This is a genomic window from Arthrobacter sp. GCM10027362 (assembly GCF_042679445.1).
GTDB lineage: Bacteria > Actinomycetota > Actinomycetes > Actinomycetales > Micrococcaceae > Crystallibacter.
The window spans coordinates 1-1,191 of record NZ_JBHTML010000378.1 but is presented as its reverse complement, the minus strand read 5'-3'; the positions used below and the strand labels follow the sequence as shown (position 1 = coordinate 1,191).

1 protein-coding gene is annotated in these 1,191 nt (G+C 68.5%); it reads left to right on the top strand.

The genetic code is table 11. From position 1 onward, the window contains the following. Window positions 1-18: 18 nt before the first annotated feature. Window positions 19-981 carry a glycine betaine ABC transporter substrate-binding protein gene (locus ACFQ36_RS22795; RefSeq protein WP_377017862.1) on the top strand — a complete coding sequence of 321 codons (963 nt, stop codon included), beginning with the start codon at window positions 19-21 and terminating at the stop codon, window positions 979-981. The last annotated feature ends 210 nt before the right edge of the window (window positions 982-1,191 follow it).

Here is a 1,191-nt window from a genome sequence, read left to right as displayed (position 1 = left end):
CGGCGGGCCGGCGCCGCGGTGGTGCTGGCCGCCGCCGCCCTGCTGCTGTCCGGTTGCGGGCTGGCTCCGGCGGCGTCCTATGTCCCGGACTCGACCCCGGGCAGCATCCAGCCGCTGCCGGGGGCCGAAGGCGTGGAAGTGACCGTCACCGGCCGGAACAATACCGAGGGCCTGATCCTGGCCAAGATGGCGGTCCTCGCGGCCAAGGCCGCCGGCTTCGAGGTTGCGGACCTGAGCAATGTCCCGGGCAGCCAGCCCACGCGGTCCCTGATGCTCGCCGGCAAGGCGGACATCATCTGGGAGTACACCGGGACGGCCTGGCTGTCCTTCATGGGGCATGAGTCGGGCATCCCGGAGCAGGATGCCCAGTGGCAGGCGGTGCGCGACGAGGACCTGCAGAACGGCCTGACCTGGGGTGCCAAGGCTCCGCTGAACAACACCTATGCCCTGGCCGTCACCGATGAGACGGCAGCCAAATACGGGCTCAGCAAGCTCTCGGACATCGCCAAGCTGCCGGTGGAGAAGCGCACCTTCTGCGTGGAACCGGAATTCAATTCCCGTCCCGACGGCTTCGGGCCGATGCTCGGGCACTACGGCATGGACCGCGGCTCCGCCACCGGTGTTCCGGAAGGCAACATCGGCCTCTACGATGTCGGGGCCGTCTACAGCGCCACCGACAGCGGCGAGTGCACCATCGGGGAGGTCTTCGCCACGGACGGCCGCATCGACGCGCTGGGGCTGACCGTGCTGGAGGATGACAAGAAGTTCTTCCCGGCCTACAACGTGGCCCCGGTGTTCTCCTCCGCGACGCTGGCGGCGCATCCGCAGCTCGCCGGGATCTTCGAACAGATTTCACCGCTGCTGACCGACCAGACCATGCGCAAGCTGAACCTGAAGGTGGACGTCGAGGGGCAGGATCCGGCCGACGTTGCCTTCGCCTGGATGAAGGAACAGGGCTTCCTCGCCGGCCCCCGGGGCTGACCGGCAGCGCCTGCGTAAACAGCGGGATCCCCTCGCCCGAGGGGGTCCCGCTGTGTGTGCGGAAGGTCAGTAGGCCTTGGTGCGTTGTTCGACGATGAGGTGGATCAGGGCGAAGGTCTTCTCCTCCTCGATCGCCTTCAGGGCCGCCTGCACGGCGGCGGGGACCTCGGCGTCGGTCTCGACCCTGATGCCGAAGCCGCCGAAGGCCCG